15 protein-coding genes and 3 tRNA genes are annotated in these 16,803 nt (G+C 50.1%); 15 read left to right on the forward strand and 3 right to left on the reverse strand.

Features of this window, described 5'->3' with window-relative positions; all coding sequences use genetic code 11:
- Positions 1-107 precede the first annotated feature (107 nt).
- Entirely contained in the window at positions 108-1,007 is a 900-nt protein-coding gene (locus tag OSH01_RS00180; protein WP_266122042.1) for an NAD kinase, read from the forward strand.
- An 11-nt stretch (positions 1,008-1,018) separates the two neighbouring features.
- Complete coding sequence (gene recN / locus OSH01_RS00185) at positions 1,019-2,671, forward strand: DNA repair protein RecN (RefSeq protein WP_266122043.1); 1,653 nt, start codon at positions 1,019-1,021, stop codon at positions 2,669-2,671.
- Positions 2,672-2,753: 82 nt separating this feature from the next.
- Here the strand turns inward: recN and fur are convergent, their stop codons facing one another.
- On the reverse strand, positions 2,754-3,209 hold the full coding sequence (gene fur, locus OSH01_RS00190) for a ferric iron uptake transcriptional regulator (RefSeq protein WP_266122044.1): 456 nt from the start codon (positions 3,207-3,209) through the stop codon (positions 2,754-2,756).
- A gap of 178 nt (positions 3,210-3,387) precedes the next feature.
- Here fur and OSH01_RS00195 point away from each other — a divergent pair, with 178 nt between their 5' ends.
- Positions 3,388-3,852 carry an outer membrane protein assembly factor BamE gene (locus tag OSH01_RS00195; protein ID WP_266122826.1) on the forward strand — a complete coding sequence of 155 codons (465 nt, stop codon included), beginning with the start codon at positions 3,388-3,390 and terminating at the stop codon, positions 3,850-3,852.
- A 13-nt stretch (positions 3,853-3,865) separates the two neighbouring features.
- A complete protein-coding gene (dapB, locus tag OSH01_RS00200) occupies positions 3,866-4,657 on the forward strand; it encodes a 4-hydroxy-tetrahydrodipicolinate reductase (RefSeq protein ID WP_266122045.1) in 792 nt (263 codons plus the stop codon).
- A 77-nt stretch (positions 4,658-4,734) separates the two neighbouring features.
- On the opposite strand, the gene murB is transcribed toward dapB, so the two are convergent.
- Positions 4,735-5,739: a UDP-N-acetylmuramate dehydrogenase gene (murB, locus tag OSH01_RS00205; RefSeq protein ID WP_266122046.1), complete on the reverse strand. Its 1,005-nt coding sequence runs from the start codon at positions 5,737-5,739 to the stop codon at positions 4,735-4,737.
- A 278-nt stretch (positions 5,740-6,017) separates the two neighbouring features.
- Between murB and OSH01_RS00210 the strand changes: the two genes are divergently transcribed.
- From OSH01_RS00210 to OSH01_RS00250, 9 genes are all read left to right on the forward strand, one after another.
- Positions 6,018-6,093, forward strand: a tRNA-Gly gene (locus OSH01_RS00210).
- A gap of 42 nt (positions 6,094-6,135) precedes the next feature.
- A tRNA-Cys gene (locus OSH01_RS00215) sits at positions 6,136-6,209 on the forward strand.
- A gap of 40 nt (positions 6,210-6,249) precedes the next feature.
- Positions 6,250-6,325 (forward strand) — tRNA-Gly (locus tag OSH01_RS00220).
- A 153-nt stretch (positions 6,326-6,478) separates the two neighbouring features.
- On the forward strand, positions 6,479-6,811 hold the full coding sequence (gene fdxA, locus OSH01_RS00225; RefSeq protein ID WP_266122047.1) for a ferredoxin FdxA: 333 nt from the start codon (positions 6,479-6,481) through the stop codon (positions 6,809-6,811).
- Between the two features lie 74 nt (positions 6,812-6,885).
- Positions 6,886-8,274, forward strand: a complete 1,389-nt coding sequence (gene dbpA / locus OSH01_RS00230) for an ATP-dependent RNA helicase DbpA (protein ID WP_266122827.1) — start codon at positions 6,886-6,888, stop codon at positions 8,272-8,274.
- A gap of 172 nt (positions 8,275-8,446) precedes the next feature.
- Positions 8,447-9,049, forward strand: coding sequence for a hypothetical protein (locus OSH01_RS00235; RefSeq protein WP_266122828.1), 603 nt, complete (start codon positions 8,447-8,449; stop codon positions 9,047-9,049).
- 274 nt (positions 9,050-9,323) lie between these two features.
- Positions 9,324-10,463, forward strand: a complete 1,140-nt coding sequence (locus tag OSH01_RS00240; RefSeq protein WP_266122048.1) for a transglutaminase domain-containing protein — start codon at positions 9,324-9,326, stop codon at positions 10,461-10,463.
- Positions 10,435-10,806 carry a hypothetical protein gene (locus tag OSH01_RS00245; RefSeq protein ID WP_266122049.1) on the forward strand — a complete coding sequence of 124 codons (372 nt, stop codon included), beginning with the start codon at positions 10,435-10,437 and terminating at the stop codon, positions 10,804-10,806. The genes OSH01_RS00240 and OSH01_RS00245 overlap by 29 nt, the downstream gene beginning before the upstream one ends.
- A gap of 28 nt (positions 10,807-10,834) precedes the next feature.
- Entirely contained in the window at positions 10,835-11,161 is a 327-nt protein-coding gene (locus tag OSH01_RS00250; protein ID WP_266122050.1) for a heavy-metal-associated domain-containing protein, read from the forward strand.
- Positions 11,162-11,244: 83 nt separating this feature from the next.
- Here OSH01_RS00250 and OSH01_RS00255 read toward each other — a convergent pair whose 3' ends face one another.
- Positions 11,245-13,266 carry an FAD-dependent oxidoreductase gene (locus OSH01_RS00255; protein WP_266122051.1) on the reverse strand — a complete coding sequence of 674 codons (2,022 nt, stop codon included), beginning with the start codon at positions 13,264-13,266 and terminating at the stop codon, positions 11,245-11,247.
- Positions 13,267-13,474: 208 nt separating this feature from the next.
- Here OSH01_RS00255 and OSH01_RS00260 point away from each other — a divergent pair, with 208 nt between their 5' ends.
- Entirely contained in the window at positions 13,475-14,869 is a 1,395-nt protein-coding gene (locus OSH01_RS00260) for a hypothetical protein (RefSeq protein ID WP_266122052.1), read from the forward strand.
- 122 nt (positions 14,870-14,991) lie between these two features.
- Positions 14,992-16,656, forward strand: a complete 1,665-nt coding sequence (locus OSH01_RS00265; RefSeq protein WP_266122053.1) for an acetolactate synthase large subunit — start codon at positions 14,992-14,994, stop codon at positions 16,654-16,656.
- Positions 16,657-16,803: the final 147 nt, after the last annotated feature.

Raw genomic sequence — 16,803 nt, forward strand, 5'->3', positions numbered from 1 at the left:
TTATCGCCGCCTTCCTGCATCACATATTACAGCCAAGTCTAACCCAGCAACTCTATAATAAATTTAACGCAACTTTTCCATCTTCAATCTGTGAAGGTTTTTACCGTATGCATTTTCAAACGATCGCCATCATAGGCCGTTACCAAGACAGCGGACTGGACACACCAGTACGTGCCCTAGCGCGCATGTTGACGCAGGCCGGCTGCAAGGTGCTGATCGAATCGGATACAGCAAAAAACACCTCTATCCACGAGTTCCCAGTAGGCACTTATGCGCAGATTGGGCAGCAGGCTGACCTTGCCTTAGTGTTGGGCGGCGACGGCACCATGTTGGGAGCCGCCCGCGAACTGGCCCACGCTCACGTTCCCTTAATTGGTATTAACCACGGCCGCCTAGGTTTTATTACGGATATCCCTATCAATGATGCCAACCAAGCACTTTATAGTTTACTGGATGGCCATTACGAAATCGAAGAGCGCTCAATGCTGGAAGGTCGCGTATTACGAAACGGCGAAACCCTTTTTGCTGGTAGTGCGCTCAATGATGTGGTCATTAACCGGGCTGGCCGCGGCGGGATGATAGAGCTACGGGTAGAGTTAAACGATATATTTATGTACCGTCAACGCGCCGACGGTTTAATTATCTCTACCCCCACGGGCTCCACGGCTTACTCTTTGGCGGCAAACGGCCCCATCCTGCATCCTAGTTTGAACGCTATCTTATTAGTACCGGTAGCGCCACAAACCCTGTCCCAACGTCCCATCGTATTACCCGATAATGGCACATTAAAACTGACCATAACCACCTTAGGGCGAGTAGAATCAGGGGGTAGCGTACACTTTGACATGCAAGCGTGGTCTGATTGCCAACCCGGCGATGTTATTGAAGTACGCCGCTCTAGCAACTCCGTTCGTTTTATTCATCCTAAAGGGTATAGTTTTTTCTCTACTCTTAGAAGTAAACTGGACTGGAACCGCATGCCGCTGCCCCAGGAAGACAACGAATAACTTAGCCTTCTATGCTACGTACCCTGCACATCCGTGATTTCGTCATCGTCGATCAAGCCACTATCGAGTTCGAGTCTGGCTTTACCGTTTTTACCGGTGAAACCGGCGCTGGTAAATCTATACTCATTGATGCCCTATCCTTGGCCTTAGGAGGCCGTGGCGACTCAAAAGCCATACGCGAAGGGTGCCCACGCACTGAAATCTCCGCCAGTTTTGAGTGCACTGAAAGCGCTCGCGCATGGCTTTTAGCGAATGCCTTAGACATCGACGACGATTTAGTTTTACGGCGTGTCATTGATCAACAAGGACGTAACCGTAGCTACATTAATGGCTCCCCGGCCACGCTCGCGCAGTTGCGCGAGCTAGGTCAGCTATTGCTGGACATCCATGGCCAGCATGCCCATCAAAGCCTAATGCAAGGTCATAAGCAAACGATACTACTGGACACGCAAGGTGGTCACCTTTCCTTGGCCCGAAAAACCGAGCAGGCGTGGCAACAGCATCAATACGCCCGCAAAGCACTTGAGCAGGCGCAACAGCAAGCGGAAACAGCACAACACCAGCAGCAACAACTTGAATGGCAGATACAAGAACTCAGCTCGTTGAATTTGCAAGAAGGTGAATGGGAACAGTTGCAACAAGAGCATACGCGCTTAAGTCATGCTCAAACTCTACTCGATAGTGGTGCCATCGCTTTAGATGCCTTAGATGGTGAGGTGCACTCTGCCTTGCGATTACTGCATAAAGCCAAACAAGAAATTGCCGCACAACTAAAGCATGACCCTGAACTACAAAGCATTTATGAAGCGCTAGAATCGGCTCACATTACTAGCTCCGAAGCGGTTTCTGACCTTAATAGCTATCTTAGCAACACGGAACTGGATAATACTCGGTTAGCCCAGCTCGACGAGCGCGTGAGCCTAGTTTTCAATGCAGCCAGACGCTTCAAGCTCGCTCCGGAGGAGCTCCCTGCCTTACTGCATGATCTGGAACAACAATTGCTGCGGACACAACAGGCCAGTGATCTAGAGCACTTGCAGCGGAAATTCGACACTACGTGGCAAAATTACCTAGCGTTGGCTCAGTCTCTTAGCGCTGCGCGCTTAACGGTGAGCCAAAAACTGTCTAGCCAAGTCACTGAAGCGATGCAGACCCTCGCTATGGAGGGTGGCAGCTTTGCCGTGCAACTGCATGCCAACCCGGCGGGGCCGCAAGGTTTGGAACACGTCGAGTTTTTAGTAGCTGGCCATCAAGGTAGCAGCCCACGACCGCTGAACAAGGTGGCCTCTGGCGGCGAGTTAGCGCGCATTTCGTTGGCTTTATCGGTTATTGCCAGCCAAGCGGCGCAAGTGCCCACCTTAATTTTTGATGAGGTTGACACGGGTGTGGGCGGTGCCGTCGCCGAAGTCGTTGGACGCTTACTCTTAGAGCTAGGTAAGCGCCACCAGGTGCTCTGCGTGACCCACCTGCCTCAAGTTGCTGCCTGCGGCGAACACCAATTTAAAGTAGAAAAACACAGCCACCAAGGACAAACCTTGTCTAGCATTGCCGCACTGAATCAAACCCAGCGCACACAAGAAATTGCACGCATGCTGGGTGGATTAGAAATAACCGCTACAACACTCGAGCATGCGAGTGAGATGCTACAACGGCAAAGCAACTAAAACGATGTGTTGTATTTCAAGTTAGGTAGCATCGTTTCAAGCTGCCCACTCGCTAAGCCTTATGGTGAAACCAGCCCTGAAGTTAGTTACGCGAACCTGCCTTTGCCTGCTTACCAGCCTCGAGGCACTTAGGGCACACACCGTACAACAACATCGTGTGGCTTTCTAGGGCGTAGCCGTGCTCTTTGGCAATATCATGCTGACGTTGTTCAATTTTGCTATCAGCAAATTCTTCTACCGCACCACAATTTGTGCAAATTAAGTGGTCGTGATGATCGCCGTCGTTCAGTTCAAACACGGCTTTACCACCATCGAACTGACTGCGCATTAAAATGCCGGCCTGTTCAAACTGGGTTAGCACGCGATAGACTGTTGCTAGGCCTATATCCACATCCTCGGCGATTAACAGACGATATACGTCTTCAGCGCTAAGGTGGCGCATGCCCTCCAAATCGGAGCGGCGAAAGATGTCTAAAATCTTCAGGCGCGGAAACGTCGCCTTCAGTCCCATGTTTTTCAATTCATTTTGATCGTTCATGGCTACAATTATCGCATTGGATGAAGATGAAGGGCCGATTTACATTGCCAGCAAGACAAAGAAATCAGAAAGTTAATATGCGCAATTCATGCGCTTTTTCCTAAACCTCTATATGATAACGATTTTATTCCAACAGGGGCATAACGTGCAGAAGATGGTAACAACATTCAAACCTGCCATGCGTGCAGCTGTCGCGGCAAGTTTGGCTATGCTGATACTTTCGGCCTGCGGTACTGGCAAGTGGGGCTTCCCTTACCGTGCCGATGTACAGCAAGGTAACTGGATCACATCAGAACAGGTCGACCGCTTGCGTACTGGCATGACTCGTGAACAAGTGCGCTTTTTACTTGGCTCACCCACTTTGCAAGACGTGTTTCATGCTGACCGCTGGGATTACCCCTACATGAACAAGCCGGGCTACGGCAAAACTGAGCAACGTAATTTTACTGTTTGGTTTGAAGGTGACTCATTAGTACGTTGGGATGGTGACCAACAACCCGATCGTCAACCCTTCGAGCGAGCTGATACGGGTACTTACTCCACTCCCCCTAGTGACGCTAAGCCCTCAGAGCAGTTTATGCAACCGTTTGAAGCCAGTGACAGCGCTCCTGGCAACCCTCCCGATGTGAATAACCCGCTTTAAAAAGGATTCTGTCATGCGTATTGCTATCGCTGGCGCAGATGGCCGTATGGGCCGCATGCTGATTGAGGCTGTCTTAAACAGCACAGACTTAACGCTAAGCGCCGCGCTGGTGCCCGCATCGTCGCCGTCTTTAGGCCACGATGCCGCCGCTTTTTTGGGTAAAAACAGCGGCGTCATCATCACAGACAATCTCGACGAACTGTCAAAGGCAGACTGCCTCATTGATTTCACTCGCCCTGAAGGCACTATGCGGCACCTAGAGGCCTGCGTTAAGCATCACACTCGCTGCGTAATCGGCACCACCGGTTTCTCCGACACAGAGAAACAACAAATACAAGACTACGCGCGCGAGATTGCTATTGTCTTTGCTCCGAATATGAGTGTGGGCGTTAATGCCTCACTGCAATTAATTGAGTTAGCTGCCAAGCTTTTACAGCAAGGTTACGACGCAGAAATCTATGAGGCTCATCATCGCAATAAAGTTGATGCCCCGTCGGGTACAGCCTTAGCCATGGGTGAGACCGTAGCGCGTGCATGGGGCGAATCATTAGATCAGGTGGCCGACTGGGCGCGCCATGGCCTTACCGGAGCACGCCAGGACGGTCGCATCGGATTTTCCGTAGTACGTGGTGGTGATATTATTGGTGACCATACAGTAATGTTTTGTGGCGACGGCGAACGCATTGAGATCACCCACAAATCTAGTCATCGCGGCACTTACGCAACTGGTAGCCTGCGCGCTGCCCGCTACTTAGCCGACAAAACTCACGGCTTGTTTTCTATGCAAGACGTCTTGGCTAACTAAGCTTACCCCCACCCTCTAACCACTTCCTAACGAAGTGGTTTTTTTGACTCAACATACTGGGTCAGCTACAGGCTAGCTTAATCTACGTTAATAGGCTCTTGCTCAAGCTCCACTCCATATGTCGAGCGTACCTCAGTGCATATTGTGCTGGCTAGGCGACGAATATCCTGTGCCCGCCCGCCACCATAATTGACTAATACCAATGCCTGCGCCCTATGCACCCCCACAGCCCCCATGCGGCGCCCCTTCCAACCCAACTGATCAATCAACCACGCCGCCGCTAATTTACATCGTTGATCATCTATATCGTAAGACACCATGGCTGGCCATTGCGCCAATAAGGCATCACGCTTGGCACGACTCACCACTGGATTCTTAAAAAAGCTACCTGCATTACCCAATACTGCCGGATCGGGCAGCTTGCTGCGACGAATGTCGCACACGGCGTCAAAGACTGCCTGAGGTGTAGCGGAAGGGGTTACTCGCTGTTGCAGGTCGGCATAATGCAACATAGGTTGCCAATCGTGAGCGAGCAAAAACCGCACAGCTACGATGAGCCAAGTGCCGGCAGGATCACGCTTGAAACGACTATCTCGGTACGCAAAACCGCACTCGGCAGCACTGAGTTCTTTCAAGCTACCACTAGGAAAATGCCAGGCCAACACGCTGTGCACTCGTTGTTCCAGCTCCAGACCATAAGCCCCGATATTTTGCACCGGTGCAGCACCCACGGTGCCGGGGATCAGTGCTAGGTTCTCTAGGCCAGGCCAACCTTGCGTTAAGCAATATTGCACGAACTCATGCCAGTTTTCACCCGCTTCAGCTTCCACCAACCACGCGTTGGTGTCGCTTTCTAACAAGCGTATACCTTTGCTTAGCACATGCACTACAGGTTGACGCAGGGTGCTATTTAGCACCACGTTGCTGCCGCCCCCCAGTACGAAAAAGTTAGCTCGACACCCCAACCGCTCCTGTAGCGTAGGCAGCTCATCCCTATGTTGATACAACAGCACCTGCTCAGCAACACTGTGCAGTCCTAACGTATTGTGTGCGCTTAAGTCAAAAGATAGCAGGGATTCCAAAACACGATGCTCGCTAAAACGGTGAAACGCTAAGCATAGCCTGTAGGCCTTTCAGGGCGCAAAACTTTTGTTCTGTCTGCATCACCAGCAACTCATTTCTACCACGTCTTTGCTGGTTGACAAACACTGCAGTATCTACTTATAATTATTTTCTTTGTTGGCTTGGCGCTTGCTTTAGAAATTTACATAACTGAAGCAAAATTAAAAACAGTAAAACACTTGACAGTTTTTATAAACAAGCCTAGAATAGCTTTCTTTTCTAGCCAATAGAAAAATACGCGGGAGTAGCTCAGTTGGTAGAGCGCAACCTTGCCAAGGTTGAGGTCGCGAGTTCGAGACTCGTCTCCCGCTCCAAATTCAAAAAACCAAGTATTAACTTGGTTTTGTCAGAACCACGGCGCAATGGCAGAGTGGTTATGCAGCGGATTGCAAATCCGTCTAGGTCGGTTCGATTCCGGCTTGCGCCTCCAGTGAATCTGGTCACAAGTCGGTGTAGTTAGCAGTACAAATGCGGGAGTAGCTCAGTTGGTAGAGCGCAACCTTGCCAAGGTTGAGGTCGCGAGTTCGAGACTCGTCTCCCGCTCCAAATTCAAAAAAGCCCAAACTTATGTTTGGGCTTTTTTACGTTTGTCGATCAGTCCTGCATTAAGGCTACACATCACGAAAGGAACTCCCCATTCCACTTTATAAAAATGCGCTTTGTTATGAATTTCTATGACTCCACTAGGACTTATCCATCATGCCTTTTGTCGTAACAGAAAGCTGTATAGCCTGTAAGTACACAGACTGTGTCAGCGTCTGTCCTATGGATTGTTTCTATGAAGGGCCGAACTTTCTGGTGATTAATCCAGATGAGTGTATCGATTGTTCTATCTGTACGGGTGAGTGTCCGGTGAATGCGATTGTTGAAGCCAGTGAGGTTCCGGCGGAACAAGCGCACTTTGTACAATTAAATCGTGATTTATCTGCCGATAAGCGCTGGAAACGAATCACGCAATCTAAGGCGCCCTTACCCGAACACAAGAAATGGGCCACAGTTAGCGAGAAACTGCACTTATTAGAGCAAAGCTAAAGCACACGCTAACGCTGCGACGGCTACAATAGATGCTTATCCCATTTTTGGCGATTTCTGTGAGCCTTCCTACTGTGCCCAATACCTCTTTCTCTACCTTGCCCCTTATACCCGCTTTGCATGAGGCGCTTCAAAGCCTGAGCTTTGAAACTATGACCCCCATCCAAGAGCAAAGTCTGCCATTAATACTTAAAGGTCAAGACTTGATTGCACAAGCCAAAACAGGGAGCGGTAAAACTGCCGCTTTTGGTTTAGGTATATTACAGAAGCTCAATCCTAGTCGTTTAGCTCCGCAAGCCTTAGTTCTATGCCCTACAAGAGAACTAGCCGATCAAGTTACGAACGAATTGCGACGACTGGCACGATTCATTCCCAATGTACGTATGCTGACCTTATGTGGTGGCGTACCCACGCGTCCTCAAACCGAGTCTTTGCGACATGGTGCTCATATTATTGTTGGCACACCGGGACGTGTTCAAGACCATCTGGAGCGCGAGAACTTAGACTTAAGCTCACTCCATACTCTGGTTTTGGACGAGGCTGATCGTATGGTGGATATGGGCTTTCAGGATGAGATCACCTACATTGTGGAAAATTGTCCGAGCAAACGCCAAACCCTGCTGTTTTCGGCTACCTACCCCGATAACATTCAGCAACTGAGCGCACGCTTTTTGCGTAATCCCGCCCAAGTGAAGGTCGCTAGCCTTCATGACGCCAGCCGTATCGAGCAAATTTTTTATACAGTACGTGATGATGAGCGTATTGATGCCGTCGCAAAACTGTTAGCTCATTTCCGCCCTGCCTCCACCTTAGTGTTTTGCAACACCAAAATGCGTTGCCACGAAGTGGTCGAGCACTTGCGCCGTTTAGGCATTAACGCGCAAACGCTCAATGGCGATATGGAGCAACGCGAGCGCGACGAAATTCTGATTCAATTCTCCAATCAAAGCTGCGCCGTACTTGTAGCCACTGATGTTGCCTCTCGTGGTTTAGACATTCAGAACCTCAGTGCGGTCATTAATGTCGACGTCAGTAAAGATGCCGAAGTACATGTACACCGTGTAGGTCGTAGTGGCCGTGGCGAACAAAAAGGGTTGGCGCTTAGCTTGTGCTCACGCGAAGAATCACGCTGGGTCAAATTGATCGAAGAGTATCAGGGTAGCCCTGTGCACTACGAAAAGCTCAGTTCTTTGCGCCCTCAATCGGGACGCGCCTTACAAGGCCCCATGATGACATTGCTGATACAAGGCGGTAAAAAAGACAAACTACGCCCCGGTGATTTAGTCGGTGCCTTAACGGCTGACGGTGGTTTAACATTCGAGCAAATTGGCAAAATAAATGTCACCGATTACAGTGCTTATGTGGCTTTGGATCGCACTATTGCTAGACAAGCTTTCGATCGTATCGCGGCAATTAATATTAAAGGTCGACGCTTTAGAATGCGTTTTTTAGAAGACCTATAAATCGCGGTGGTAGGCTCAACAAAAGGCTACGCAACAGCACCACTATTTACCATTACAATGCCTGTTGAAAAATAGTAGCGCTGCGTCATACGTAGGCTCAAACATCTGTTTGGGCCTATTATTTTTTAGTACTGTTTTAGGTCGCATCAATGGAGAGTCAAACGTGGATGCAATGATTGTTTTATTAGCGGTAGCGGTGGTATGGCGCGTGCTGAGTATGCGCTATCAAAAAGCACATATTGCATTGCTTGGCCGGCACTTAGCCAATCATCAGCTAGAACGTCACATGGAAACATTAACGCAAGGTTATACGCGCGCTATTCAAGCTGACAGCACATCGCGCCAATTACAGATACTAGAAACATTCGCTCAAACTGAACGCGCGGTGGCCAGCCAAGCACAAGCTGTTGCCGTTGCCTTGCAACAGGAAAGCTTACAACAAGCTAGCCTTGTAACCTGGCCTATGTGTATCCCATATGCCGAGCACTTTGCCCCTAGTATTACACGTGATTTTCGTGCGCTGTTTCAGATTCATGCCGAAGGCTTACGTTATGTGGTCGACAATGTACCTGGCTGGGAGCCTAAACAGCGCGCCTACCATCTGTCTGCAGAGCTATATCTGCTACAACATAGTTGCCACTGGTTCTGCAAGTCACGGGGGGTGGCTAACGCACGCTTACAGTTACGTCATCAGGTCGAGTACCAAAAAGTACTGGATTCGGTTTCTGAGACGACTCGGTCAGCTTATGTTAAATGGTTGCAGAATCACCCTTGACCGCCCCCTTAGTAAATGGCTAACCGGGCACTATTTCCACACAGACTGACAAACTATCTAATTAAGCATAAAATAATTGCAGTCTTGTGGTCGCCGTCTCGTAGACGTCCTGTTTACCTACTCCATACGGTAAAAGCTGACCAGGTATCCTCTTTGCATAAGGTGTTCGCATTGCTACGGATCTTGACGATTTCCCCTAATATCATTGCCGCCTTTTTGCGCCTACCTCTATATCCTGTGCGCTCAAGTTATTAGGCGGTGAGGTCACCCTTTAATGAATAGACGGTCATTTCTACTGAGTAGCACGCTGATCAGTGCGAGCAGCACAGTGATTATTCCTATGCTGCGTATCGCGCACGCTACAACAACGTCAAACAAGCCGCAGGTGCGACGCTTTCTTGTGCGACAACAGTACCAACTTAAACCGCCCACTGGCTCTCAAGGAGCAATGAATTTATGGATACCTGTACCTGAGGATGCTGCCCCTTTCCAGCAGTTACGTCGTATCCGCTGGACCAGTAATGCTCAGGATAGCTATCTAAGCAGTGATAATATCTTCGGTGCCAAAGCGCTGCTAGCCCGTTGGGATGACTGCCAGCAGCCCATGAGCTTAGAACTAGAAATGCTGATTCAAACCCAAAATTGGGAGCCCGCCAAAGAGGGGTTGTTGGCCCATTACCAAGCGCCAGCGCAGATTGACTACCCCGCACAGTTAGCGCCGTATTTACGCTCTAGCCGCCACATACAAATAGATGGCATCGTGAAAGAGTATGCGGATCGCATCGTGGGGAAAGAAACGAATCCGCTTAAACAAGCTCACCTTATTTATAACTGGGTGACAGAAAATATGGAGCGCGACAACAGCGTAATAGGTTGTGGCGTTGGCGATGTGGGGGAAATTCTCACTAGCGGTAAGCTTTACGGCAAGTGCACTGATATGAGTTCTGTATTTGTAGCGCTGGCCCGTGCGGCAGGTATCCCTGCACGTGAGATGTTTGGGATACGCCTCGGGCGGCCTGACGCCTTAGACTCCTATTCCAGCAGCGCCTTTGGCTCGGCCGACAGCAACGGCAAAGCTAATATCACCGGTGCACAACACTGTCGTGCACAATTTTACTTGGCCGGATTTGGTTGGGTGCCCTGCGATCCAGCCGACGTTACCAAGATGCGTTTGGCCGAAGGCAAGAAACACCACGATGCAGACGTACAGACCGTGAACGAATACCTATTCGGTAACTGGGACATGAACTGGGTAGGATTTAACTATGGACGTGACTTCCAACTTAACCCTCCCACAGAAATTGGCGAACTGAACAATTTTGGCTACCCCTATGCAGAAGCGGATGGGGATCCTCTAGACTATTACGACGCTGCTAATTTCAGTTATGAGTACTGGTCAGAAGAGCAAAGCTAAACTCAGCGGCAACGGTATAGGCTGGAGCTTGGGCGGCGCTATGCTGGCTGCCCTAGGAGCCGGGCTGTGCTGTCTTGCGCCGCTGCTTTACTTATTGTTTGGTGTCTCGGCAGCAGCATTATCTAGCCTAAGTCGTTTGAGCTGGCTGCAAATACCAATGAGCCTATTAGCCTTCTGTTTTTTGGGTATTGGCTACTACCGCCTGTACCTATCAAAACGCCCGGTGTGTACGCGTATTGGCTCCTTGAATGGACAACGATTCTTATATTGGGCTGTTTTAGGTATGGTGGTGCTGTTGTTGTCCTATCCTTTTACGTTGCCTCTGCTACTAGAGCAGCTGTAATGAGCACTTTTATCCCTTGACCCACCTTATGATGAATTTGCTAAAACGACTGTTTGTGATGACTCTGCTCTGGCCCCTGGCCGTACTGAGCGCCTCGCCCAGCATGGTTGGCATAACCATCCATATACAGGGCATGACCTGCTCACTATGCGTGACGGCTATCAATAAAGCATTACGCTCGTTACCACAGGTGCAGTACGCAAAAACCTCGCTAAAAAATAGTGAAGTGTTGGTTCACGTACCCAACGATTACGATACCCAGATCTTACTAACAGAAATAGAAAAAACCGGCTATCAAGGCAAAATTCTTTCTGTGCAAGCCTTAACCGAAGAACCGCATCCCTCTTCCCTTTAAAACTTAAGGCTTTGTTTGCTAAGGGAGCTAACAATACAATGCTGTGGCGCGCTAAAACATGCCACAGCATGTACTTTTTTTGCTTATAAGCGGTACGCGAGCCGCATACCTTGCTCTATCGCTCTAGCCGCATCCAGCTCAACCGCATGCTCAGCTCCACCAATAATATGCACAGGCAGCCCAAGAGGCTGTAACGTGGCGTACAAATCACGATTAGATTCTTGACCCGCGCACACGATAACCGTGTCAACGTCCAAAATTTTCGGTTCACCCGCCACGACATAATGTAAGCCTTGCGGACTAATCTTTGTATAGCTGACCCCCACCATCATTTGGACGCCTGCGCGTCGTAAGCGTGACTTCAGTACCCAGCCCGTCGTTTTTCCTAAACGTTTTCCTGGAGCCTCAGACTTGCGCTGCAACAGATAAATCTCGTGCAGACCCTTGGGTGCATAATCCGGTTTCTGTATGCCTCCCGATGATTGCGAGGTTGGGTCTACCCCCCAGTGCTTAAAAAAAACCGTGTCATCCTGCGACTCACGTGTATCTCCAGATAAAAATTCTGCCACATCAAAACCTATGCCCCCAGCCCCAATAATCGCTACTCGTTTACCTACCTGAGCTTGACGGCTTAAGACTTGCTCATAGCTCAGCACCATAGGCAACTGTGCGCCTTCCATCTCAATACACCGCGGGCGCACGCCCGTAGCGACTACGATTTCATCGTACTCTTGGCCTTGCAACGACTCACTGCTTACCCGCGTTTTCAAGTGAATATGGACTTGCGCCTGCGTGAGTGCAACTGAGAAATAACGTAAGGTTTCATTAAATTCGTTTTTACCAGGCACTTGTTTAGCCAAATTAAGTTGTCCGCCTAAATGACCCGAGGCCTCAAACAAGCTCACCTTGTGGCCACGCCGTGCAGCGTATAAAGCACAGGCCATGCCCGCTGGCCCAGCTCCTATTACGGCCACGCGTTTATGCTTACTGGCTGGTATCAACGGGAAGTCTAGCTCCTGCCCAGCACGCGGATTGACCAGACAACTGGCGCTGGACTCACTAAAAATTCGATCTAAGCATGACTGATTACAGGCGATGCATGTATTGATAGACTGTTCCTGCCCCATGCGCACTTTACGCGCAAAGTCAGGGTCCGCTAGTAAAGGCCTAGCCATAGAAACCAGATCAGCCGCTCCGGAAGCAAGTAACTGTTCAGCGATGGCCGGAGTATTGATTCGATTAGAGGCCATCACAGGTATGGTGACCGCTGCTTTCACTTGAGCGACTGCCGTTGTCCATGCTGCACGCGGCACGGAGGCAGCAATAGTAGGAACCGCGGACTCATGCCAACCTATACCGGTATTAATCATATCTGCGCCAGCCTGCTCAATCGCCTGCGCTAAGGCTTGAATCTCTGGAGCACACATTCCGCCCTCCATAAGATCAATGGCAGACAAACGATAAATGAGTAGAAAGTCGGCACCCACTTGTTGGCGCACCGCCTTCACTATTTCTACTGCTAGCTTCATCCGCCCCTGTAAACTGCCGCCAAACTCATCGCTGCGTTGATTCGTTAGGGGAGCGGTAAACTCATTGATCAAGTACCCCTCAGAGCCCATGATCTCTACCCCTGTGTAACCCGCCTCTTGAGCCAGTGCGGCCGTATGGACGTAGCTTTTTATCGTCGCCCACACTTCATCGGTATCCAAAACCCTGGGGCTATAAGGATTTATACGTGCTTTACCCGCGGAAGGCGCCACACAGTCAGGTACCCTTGCATAACGGCCCGCATGCAATATCTGCAGCACCAAACGCCCACCTTTTTTCTGTACTGCCTGCACTAAAAAACGATGCTCCGCCAGTTGTTCGCGACGATTAAATAAAGGCCCGCCTGCTTCCATCACCCCTTCAGGCACGGGCGCGTACCCGCCCGTCAACATCAACGCAATTTCACCTTCTGCGCGTTCTGTATAAAAAGCGGCAAGGCGCTCTAGGGGCTGATCTAAGGTTTCAAGTCTGGTGTGCATGGCACCCATCACCATGCGATTAGATAAAGTCAGTGAGCCCACCTGTAATGGGCTCAGCAAATTAGGATATGCAGTCATTCCTTCCCTTGGCTCTATTTTAGCTTCGAACAGGTAAAGTAGTGGATGCCTAACGGGAAGAACATAAGGGATAGTCCTTAAACAAAAAACTGCCTGCTACGCCATAACCTAGAACGCTTGCCTGTATGTCGGCTCAGCAGTAGCATGGTTAGGTTAATTGAGAGACAACACGCTATATTTCTTCAGCCCATACCACGGCGCCAGTCTTATGTCGCTAAGTCCTATGCTTGATCAGGTTTTACGTCTTGTGGCTCGGCCTTACGCGTTGGCACCGTTACCTGAACCACAACTGAGTCATCCGTACAGCACCCAAGCTAAGCTTGCCTATTGCCTTGAGCAAATACGCTTGACCCTCAGCAAGGGCCAAACGCCTAGCTCAGCGCGTAGAGACGATTTCCTCACCGCCTTAGCCCAACTGATAAAAACAGCCGTTTCTTCCGAGCGCCCAGACTATAGTTATTTAAGTCAGGTGCTGAAACATCATTCTAAAGACGTACAGCGCTACCTAGAAAGGCTCAGTACCTACAAGCAGGATCAGCGAGTCGTGCAACGTCACATCAACGCCATTGCTCACCCTGAAAAACTAAAAGCAATGGACCCAAACTCACCAAAAAGACATTGGGAGTCATGGTATTTCCTAGCCAACGCAGAACAATGGTCAGGCTTGCAGCGTGCATTAACAAACTGGCTAGCACTGCACTCCTGCCAAGGAGTGGGCGCTTTACTCGACATTATCCAACTACCAGAGCTACAACAACTGCTTGATTTTGAGCAGTTATCCAGCACCCCCGATGTACAACGCTACTTACATTACCGTCAACAAGACGGCCCTCTCACTGGCAGCCCAGAAGCGATTGCACAGGGTAAGCGAGCGCAAGCTCGTGGTGCGCACGTCGAGGAGCAAACGCAAGCGACCTTAACGGATCTTGCCCAATCCCTACGTTTGGTAGAGCAGCACGACTATCGTGTCGTCAGTGCCGTACATTTCCCTGCTCATCTCATTGCAGGAAGCCAATACGCGAAAACAGAATGGGATGCCCTGCTACTTAGGAAGGCCACAACCGTAGACAAGCAGACAATATGGGATGTGTGCTTACTTGTGGAGGCAAAAGCCAACCCCGAAGCCGCCAGTACAGACCTAAGACGTTTGCTTCGAGGCCTTGCCCTACTTACGGACCTGCCGGCTCATACCAGTGTCTATTTTTCCTGCGAACAAGGCGATATAGCGCTCAACAGCAACTCCTTATTAGCACTGGCGCTTGAACCATCCTTAAAAAAACGATTGCTATACTGCTGCCCACCTTCTACCACCGAAACTTTACACAGGCCTAGTTCTGCCCTACACGCTGCTAGCCGCATGCAGTTACTGTGCGCCCCCGCTTCACTAAACTATGCGTACCGCATCCAACAAGGTGCAGACGTACACCCTCACGACTTAACAACAGTTTGGGAAGACTTACTCCACTCCCCCCAGTGGCGCGCCGTACTATACCAATATGCACATCAACAACAAGTGGGAGAACTGCTGGTCACTACCACGGCTTTGGCCCAAGCAATCCAAGAAACTATGTCTCTATCAGCGCTATCATTTCTTCCGCGCTAACGAATCACTCAGCGGCACCCCCGATTGATCAGGCCTCAACGTGCCACACGGGAGCATGTTCAACTGTCCCAACCAGCAAGATTAACCACCTTACCCTTACCTTTTTAAAAAAGGAGCTATTCATGAATGCTGCAACCACGACTGTTGCTCAGTTTATTGTCTCTTGCTTAGAGGCCGAAGGCGTTGAGTATGTCTTTGGCATACCTGGAGAAGAAAATATTAAGCTAGTGCGTGCCATTCATGCGTCGGACAAAATACGGTTTATTTTGGTGCGCCATGAGCAAGGGGCTTCGTTTATGGCCGATATTTATGGCCGTCTAACCGGTAAGGCTGGTGTGTGCATCGCCACGTTAGGCCCAGGGGCGATTAACTTGCTGTTAGGTACCGCCGATGCCCAAACCGACTCCTCCCCGCTTGTCGCGCTGAGCGCCCAAGTAGGACTAGACCGTATCTACAAAGAGTCTCATCAAATTGTTGATCTGGTCTCGATGTTTGCCCCCGTTACCAAATGGGCCGACACCGTACTAACTCCTCAAGCAGTGCCCGAAATGGTACGCAAAGCCTTCCACCTTGCGCAAACTGAACGACCAGGGGCTACCTACTTAGCCATACCTCAAGATCTCGAAGGGGCGACGATGCCAGCGGATCTACAGCCTTTGACTACGTCGACAAAAGGGCGCTCCGTACCTGACCACACTAGCATAGAGCAAGCGGCGAAGTTGCTCCGTGCGGCACAGCGACCGGTGCTGCTCGCTGGACACGGAGTGGTACGCGGTGGCCATTCAGAAGCCTTGCGTCGCTTTGCCGAACAGCATCAAATTCCAGTAGCAACGAGCTTTATGGCCAAGGGGTGCATCAGTGATGACAGCCCCTTAGCTATGGGCGTCATTGGTTTCATGCGCCACGATTATGAAAACTTTGCCTTTGACGAAGCTGACCTTATTTTATCGGTAGGCTACGAGCTACAGGAATTCGCGCCTGCACGTATTAACCCGCACGGCGATAAAAAAATTATCCACATCAACACCTTCGATACCGATGTGGATGCACACTATAACGTCACCCTAAACGTCGTCGCGGATATCACTTACTCGCTAGACGCTCTACGCAACGAGCTAGGTTCGCAAGCACTCTCTGGCCTTAAAAATCGAAGCAAAATTCGCGCTTTGTTGCAAGAGGAGCTGGCCCAGGGTCGTCAAGACAACGGTTTTCCGCCCAGCCCACAACGCTTGGTAACGGCCATTCGCGAAGTCATGGCAGAAAAAGACATCGTCTTGGCCGACACAGGCGCCATCAAAATGTGGATGGCGCGCCTCTACCCAAGCTATGCCCCACTCACCTGTCTGGTTTCCAATGGCTTATCAACCATGTCATTTGCATTGCCTGGCGCCATTGGTGCCGCCCTTGCCGAGCCAGAGCGTAAGGTCTTGGCGGTAATGGGTGATGGTAGTTTTTTGATGAACTCGCAAGAAATCGAAACCGCAGTGCGTGAACAAATAGACCTAAAAGTACTGGTTTGGGTAGACGGTAGTTATGGTCTGATTAAGTGGAAAATGGACATCGAAGAAGGTGCGCATGATTCGGTTGATTTCGGCAATCCTGACTTTATCAAATATGCGGAAAGCTTTGGCGCAAAGGGCTATCACGTAAACTCTAGCGCTGAACTGTTACCTACCTTAAAAACGGCTTTGGCAGAACCTGGGGTATCGATTATTGCCTGCCCGGTAGACTACCGCCATAACATGCAATTGGTGCGCAAGTTAGGCGACTTAACCATTAGTCTTTAAGCCTGTCTAGCCGTGCAGAAAATCCTATTCTGTACGGCCTCCCTAGACGGCCCAGTTATTCCCATCAGCCCAGAAACTGCTGTACACAGTCGATGCATTTCGTGCTAAAGTTTGTCATAGGACAATAGCACTACTTTATTACGTTTC

This window comes from Alcaligenes endophyticus (assembly GCF_026344035.1).
GTDB classification, from domain to species: domain Bacteria; phylum Pseudomonadota; class Gammaproteobacteria; order Burkholderiales; family Burkholderiaceae_B; genus Alcaligenes; species Alcaligenes endophyticus.

Coding starts and splice junctions, on each gene's coding strand:
- OSH01_RS00180 (WP_266122042.1), top strand. CDS start 108: ATGCATTTTCAAACGATCGCCATCATAGGCCGTTACCAAGACAGCGGA.
- recN (WP_266122043.1), top strand. CDS start 1,019: ATGCTACGTACCCTGCACATCCGTGATTTCGTCATCGTCGATCAAGCC.
- fur (WP_266122044.1), bottom strand. CDS start 3,209: ATGAACGATCAAAATGAATTGAAAAACATGGGACTGAAGGCGACGTTT.
- OSH01_RS00195 (WP_266122826.1), top strand. CDS start 3,388: ATGCGTGCAGCTGTCGCGGCAAGTTTGGCTATGCTGATACTTTCGGCC.
- dapB (WP_266122045.1), top strand. CDS start 3,866: ATGCGTATTGCTATCGCTGGCGCAGATGGCCGTATGGGCCGCATGCTG.
- fdxA (WP_266122047.1), top strand. CDS start 6,479: ATGCCTTTTGTCGTAACAGAAAGCTGTATAGCCTGTAAGTACACAGAC.
- OSH01_RS00235 (WP_266122828.1), top strand. CDS start 8,447: ATGATTGTTTTATTAGCGGTAGCGGTGGTATGGCGCGTGCTGAGTATG.
- OSH01_RS00240 (WP_266122048.1), top strand. CDS start 9,324: ATGAATAGACGGTCATTTCTACTGAGTAGCACGCTGATCAGTGCGAGC.
- OSH01_RS00245 (WP_266122049.1), top strand. CDS start 10,435: ATGAGTACTGGTCAGAAGAGCAAAGCTAAACTCAGCGGCAACGGTATA.
- OSH01_RS00250 (WP_266122050.1), top strand. CDS start 10,835: ATGATGAATTTGCTAAAACGACTGTTTGTGATGACTCTGCTCTGGCCC.
- OSH01_RS00255 (WP_266122051.1), bottom strand. CDS start 13,266: ATGACTGCATATCCTAATTTGCTGAGCCCATTACAGGTGGGCTCACTG.
- OSH01_RS00260 (WP_266122052.1), top strand. CDS start 13,475: ATGTCGCTAAGTCCTATGCTTGATCAGGTTTTACGTCTTGTGGCTCGG.
- OSH01_RS00265 (WP_266122053.1), top strand. CDS start 14,992: ATGAATGCTGCAACCACGACTGTTGCTCAGTTTATTGTCTCTTGCTTA.